The 733-nt window shown below is 59.5% G+C and carries 1 protein-coding gene and 1 pseudogene; both read right to left on the reverse strand.

The window, feature by feature from the left end; genetic code table 11:
- Positions 1-127: pseudogene (locus tag EN984_RS39260) on the reverse strand (beta-xylosidase); the annotation flags it as partial.
- Positions 120-733, reverse strand: a 614-nt coding sequence (locus EN984_RS36590) for a TIGR04290 family methyltransferase (protein ID WP_127384453.1), incomplete at its 5' end; no start/stop codon positions are given. The gene EN984_RS36590 and the pseudogene EN984_RS39260, both read right to left, overlap by 8 nt.

Here is a 733-nt window from a genome sequence, read left to right on the forward strand (position 1 = left end):
TTTCAGATGCGATTGCGTCCGCCGCCAGGATTGCCATCCCGGCGAAGCGGCTCCAATCGGGGTCGAGCTCGGGATCCCAATGCGATTTGTTATTGGGCTCGTTCCAGATCATCGCGGCTTCAATCATGGCGCTGTCCTTTCGAGGGGTAGACGGGACCCCCACTGGCCGCGTCGCCGGCGGCGCGGCAGAAATAGACCTCCTGTTCGGGGTGCAGAACGATCTCGAAACCGGCGCTGCGCAGCATCGCTTCGGTGCAGGCGCGGTTGGGTATCCACCAGTTGGTCGGGTCATCGGCATAGCGGTGCTCGATGAAATGGAGCTTGGGAAATTCCGGCCGGTCGAACAGGTCATGCGTCCAGAAATGATAGTTCTCTTCCATCTCGGGCAGATCTGTGCTGCCGCGCTGCATGGACTGGAAGATCATCAGGTCACCGGCGACGTGCTCACGGATAAGGTCGAGCGCGAGCAAGGGGTGGCGCAGGTGATAAAGCACCCCCATGAACAGCACGACATCGAACGTTTCACTCAGGGCGCCGACGTCGTAGACCGAAAGTTTCTGGAATTCGATCTCGCAATCGGCGATCTCGGCGGCAAAGCGGGCCTGCGCCAGATAGGCCTCATCGAAATCGATGCCGAGGACACGGGCAGCACCTCGCCGTTTCATCTCGATGGAATAGAAACCGGCATTGCAACCAATATCCAACACCGTCTTGCCTGTCAGATCGGCGGGAA

This window comes from Mesorhizobium sp. M7A.F.Ca.CA.004.12.1.1 (assembly GCF_003997835.1).
GTDB lineage: Bacteria > Pseudomonadota > Alphaproteobacteria > Rhizobiales > Rhizobiaceae > Mesorhizobium.